Source organism: Mesorhizobium sp., assembly GCF_004962925.1.
Lineage (GTDB): Bacteria > Pseudomonadota > Alphaproteobacteria > Rhizobiales > Rhizobiaceae > Mesorhizobium.
The window spans coordinates 1-4,130 of record NZ_SUEO01000340.1 but is presented as its reverse complement, the minus strand read 5'-3'; the positions used below and the strand labels follow the sequence as shown (position 1 = coordinate 4,130).

The following is a 4,130-nucleotide window of genomic DNA, read 5'->3' as shown; positions in this document are numbered from 1 at the left end:
GCTCCCGCGCCGCAGGCCGCTCGGCCCGCTCGCGCTGCGCCGGCCTTTCTGCCCGGGGAGTCCGCTGCTCGTCGCGTTTGGCCCCCTTTCTCGTCTTCCTGCGCAGCAGCTCTTCCTCTTCGGGCGACTGGGCTTGGGCCAGAATGAGGGGTGCGGCGAGCGGCTGGGCGTCGCGCGAAAGTGCGGGAAGCGGAGCAGGTGTCAATGTGAGGCCGACCGCGGCACCCACAAGAATCCGAAAATGGCGTTTCATCTGGACAATGATTCCGTAGAGCAGTCCCTTGCGCATCCCTAACCTTGAAACAGGTAAGATTGTTCCAATTGGTCGGCTCCTAGACGGGGCCGGTCAGACGAGGGCACGACGGCCAGTGATCTTCTCGATGTTGATGCGGAAGAAGAGGTGAGGCGGACTGGCCACCTTGTCCTCGGAGTGAGGTGTCTCGCTGCCAGGTTCCCACCAGTTGGGGGCGCGCTTTCTGCAACAGCGACCATGCATGGTCGCGCTCATTCTGCCGGGGGCCTGCTTCGGAGAGTTCTTCGTAGCGACCGAAGGCAATTACACTCCACCAGCTGCGGGGGCTGCGAATCTCGTCGACTTCGAAGCAAACCTGAGGATGTCCCCGCATCGCCCAGACCTTGTGACCAATCAGGGAGAAGCTATAGATGTGGCCGTCATCGTAAACGAAGCTGATTGGCACGACGTACGGCATCCCGTCTCTTACGCAAGCGAGGCGCCCGACCCCGCTCGCGGCCAGGTGCATCCTGCATTCTTGGGCGGTCATCTCACTGACGATCACGGGACTCCCCTGGTGAAGGAGCGAGCTTCGCTCTGTGCATCTCGATGCCGCGGAAGCGGACTTCTTGCTTCCACTGGATACGCGATCGCTCGAGGGGGCTGCTATACGCGATGTTCCATGCGCCACGCCGGCAAAGACGGCGAAGGGTGCGCCGATGCAAGCTGCGCCGGACTCAAGCACCTCCTTGTTCAGCCGGCCGTCTCAAGAAATCGATCAGCGAAGTCGGCGAGGGCGTTCCAGTCAGTGAATTCGTGATCGCGCTCAGGGCTCTGATCGCTGCTGCGTTTCATGACGACGAATTTGACGAACTGCTCCTGGAAGTAATCGTACTTGGTGAAGCGCAAAGCACCCCCGAGAAGGAGGGTCATGCGTGGTTGCCACCCTGTCACGGACACGAAGCGATCCACGTACTTTTGCGCTTCCGTCCTTTGGTCTTCCAGCGCCGCCGACAGACTGACGGATATGAGGGCTGAAGACTTAGTGTTCAGCAGTTCGTGATGGGCAAACACGAAGTTCGTGACGATTTCCTGGTGGTGCTCCTGGTGGACCGACGCGGCAATGACGAACGCGTCGAAAGGTCCGAGCTTCAAATCGGATGCGAGCGCTGCGCTATCTTGCAGCTCGACTTGGTGCCCGCGCTCGCGAATATGCGTTGCCGTCCATGCGGCAATTTTCCGCGTCTGCCCCTCGGTCGTTCCATAGACAATCAGGACGTTCACGATGTCCCTCCGACAACGGAAGAGACATTCATAAGGACGATCGATACGAGCCAGCCCAGCATGTCCTCAATACTTCGCAACAGCAATTCACCGCATTATAGCTCATGGAACAGGCTCCACGAACCACTTTCGCTGCGACTTGAGTGGAAGCGGGTTCTTATGTACTCCTCATGTCGAATGGCGGGCTGTTGTGCGTAATGGAACCGCGTTCGCAAACGTCCGCAGTTTGTTGATGAACGGACCTTTGGGGGTACATCCGCGAAGTGACACTTATGGCGCAACGGCGACTTCTAGCGTGGTCGCCGGCTATGTCCGCTTCCAGGCGGTGGCAAAGCTGACTTTAACGGCCGAAACCGGCGCGTTGCAGAACATTCGCTTTGTGGAACTGATATAGCCCCGGCCGGATCCAAACCAGCGTGACCTCCGTCCTTCCGGGGGTAGGCACTCAAAACCCTTGGCTCAACCATTGCAGCGAAGTCTGAATTGGCAGTCGGATGGGTGTGGGGAAAGGCGTTAGCGCTCTCCCGCTACCAAATTCTGACGGCAGCCGTCGCGACACGCGTTGGCGAACTGAGTCGTGGTGGGCCTGGAGGATGTGCCAGGAATCTTGATTTCATTAACCTTTTCGTGGGCCGAGATCAGGAAACATCTCGCATTGTTCCGCATGGTCCCGAACCGACGGCAGGTCGTAACGGGACTACACACAATATCCCGCAAACCAAATTTGGAATGAATCTTGCATGAAGACAGCCGGGCGCATCGGATCCGGCTCGGGCACGTTTATGAACCTCATCAGCGTCGACATACGAATGCTCCGATCGCTGCAGTGCGTCGCGGAAACCGGCAGCATTACAGAGACGGCGCGGCGTCTCAGTCGCTCGCAGCCGGCCATTACCCTGCAACTTCAGCGACTCGACGACATCTGTGGCTGCAACCTGTTCCGTCATGACGGACGCAAGATGGTGCTCACTTCCGACGGCAGGTTGGTGCTTTCTTATGCAAATTCGATTCTTCGACTGCACGACGAGCTGCTGTCGCGGCTCTCGTCGCCCGATATCGAAGGCCAGGTGATCCTCGGCACGCCCGACCTCTACGCCGCCTATTTGCTGCCGTCGATCCTGGCCGTATTCCAGCGCGCCTTCCCGCGCGTCCAGGTCCAGCTTCAATGCTCACTGTCGACGCCGCTGGTCGCGCAGGTCCATCGCGGCGAAATCGACATCGCGCTGGTCACGCGGATGAACGACTTCATCGGCGGGCGGATCGTGCGCCAGGAACAGTTGGTCTGGATCACCGGGAAACACTCAACGGCGCATACAGAGACACCCTTGCCGCTGGCACTGCTGCCACCGGGCAACATCTATCGCGATCACGCCATCGAGCACCTCGAAATGGCGGGCCGCCCCTGGCGCATCGCCTGCGTCAGCGAAAGCGTCAGCGGGCTCCAGGCCGCGGTCTTTTCAGGTATGGCCGTCACTGTTCTCGGCCGCAGCGCGCTCGTTTCGGGCATGCGCGAGATTGTCGCCAGCGGCGAGTTTCCGACACTGCCGAAGGTGGACCTGCTTCTCTACAAGGCGCAGGGCGCGACAACGCCGGCCGCCAAGGCGCTATACGACTATCTTTCACACTATCTCGATATCAGCCGCGAGATCGGCGGTGTACTGATGCCCGATATGCGTAAAGCTGAAAGCGAAGCACACCTCACCGAAAGTTGAGCGGCGGCCATTCCTTCGCCCAGGGCCGCATCTGCTCGAAGGCTCCGGCGAGAGCGATGATGGAGCTCTCCCGCATCCATGGCGCGATCATCTGCAGGCCGATCGGCATGCCCGAGGAATCGCGCCCGCAAGGGACCGTCGCGGCTGGCAGACCACACAGATTGACCGGCCAGGTGAAGGGCGACCAGCCCAGATGCGCGTCGACCGGAAGCTCGTCGACGCGGGATGCACCGAGCGCGCCGGCCGCGAAGGCCGTGACCGCGACCGTCGGCGTCAGCAATATGTCGACGGTGCCGAACAGTTCGACGAACTGGCTCCTCAGCCGCGTGCGCAGATGCGTCGCCGCCATGTAGTCCGCGCCACTGAAGCCGAGGCCTTTTTGAAGAACCGCGCGGAACTCATCGTCCGAATCGACAAACGCATCTTCGCCCCGATCGCCGACCGATGCCGCTTGTTCTGTGAAGGCGATCGGCTTGAGCACCGTGTCCAGTAACTGTGGGTCGAGAGTAAAAGGGAACTCGACGAGTTCGGCGCCGGCAGTGGCCAGGATATCGACCGCGGCGGCAAACGCCGCCCGGACTTCCGGGTCGATCGGCGCGTAGCCGAAGTCGGCCGAGAAGGCGACACGCAGGCCCCTGGCTGACGGCGGTATCTTCGAATATTCCTGCGGCTTCAAGGCGAGCGAGGCGGCGTCGCGCACGTCGTAGCCCGCAATTGTCTCGAGCAGCAGGGCCGCATCGGTGACCGTTCGCGCAATGGGGCCGGTATGCGCGAGCGATCCCCATGACGGCGGGAAGAAGCCGGGCGCGCGTGAAACGAGGCCAAAAGTCGGCTTGAGACCAAAGACCCCGCAGAACGAAGCCGGCACGCGGATAGAACCGACGCCGTCGGTGCCAATCGCC

The 4,130-nt window shown here is 61.1% G+C and carries 4 protein-coding genes and 1 pseudogene; 1 reads left to right on the top strand and 4 read right to left on the bottom strand.

The window, feature by feature from the left end; translation table 11 throughout:
• The 3 genes and pseudogenes from E5W87_RS34400 to E5W87_RS34395 all read right to left on the bottom strand — a co-directional run.
• Positions 1–289 (bottom strand): annotated as a pseudogene (locus tag E5W87_RS34400) (hypothetical protein); the annotation flags it as partial.
• Positions 290–332: 43 nt separating this feature from the next.
• Complete coding sequence (locus E5W87_RS36230; protein WP_367118911.1) at positions 333–761, bottom strand: pyridoxamine 5'-phosphate oxidase family protein; 429 nt, start codon at positions 759–761, stop codon at positions 333–335.
• Between the two features lie 224 nt (positions 762–985).
• Positions 986–1,516 carry a flavodoxin domain-containing protein gene (locus E5W87_RS34395; RefSeq protein ID WP_292408091.1) on the bottom strand — a complete coding sequence of 177 codons (531 nt, stop codon included), beginning with the start codon at positions 1,514–1,516 and terminating at the stop codon, positions 986–988.
• A 740-nt stretch (positions 1,517–2,256) separates the two neighbouring features.
• On the opposite strand from E5W87_RS34395, the gene E5W87_RS34390 reads away from it, so the two are divergent.
• Positions 2,257–3,228: a LysR substrate-binding domain-containing protein gene (locus E5W87_RS34390; protein WP_292408089.1), complete on the top strand. Its 972-nt coding sequence runs from the start codon at positions 2,257–2,259 to the stop codon at positions 3,226–3,228.
• On the opposite strand, the gene E5W87_RS34385 is transcribed toward E5W87_RS34390, so the two are convergent.
• The coding region (locus E5W87_RS34385; protein ID WP_292408088.1) for an amidase at positions 3,215–4,130 on the bottom strand (916 nt) is incomplete at its 5' end. The two genes, E5W87_RS34390 and E5W87_RS34385, sit on opposite strands and share 14 nt — an antisense overlap.

Coding starts and splice junctions, on each gene's coding strand:
- E5W87_RS36230 (WP_367118911.1), bottom strand. CDS start 761: ATGCACCTGGCCGCGAGCGGGGTCGGGCGCCTCGCTTGCGTAAGAGAC.
- E5W87_RS34390 (WP_292408089.1), top strand. CDS start 2,257: ATGAAGACAGCCGGGCGCATCGGATCCGGCTCGGGCACGTTTATGAAC.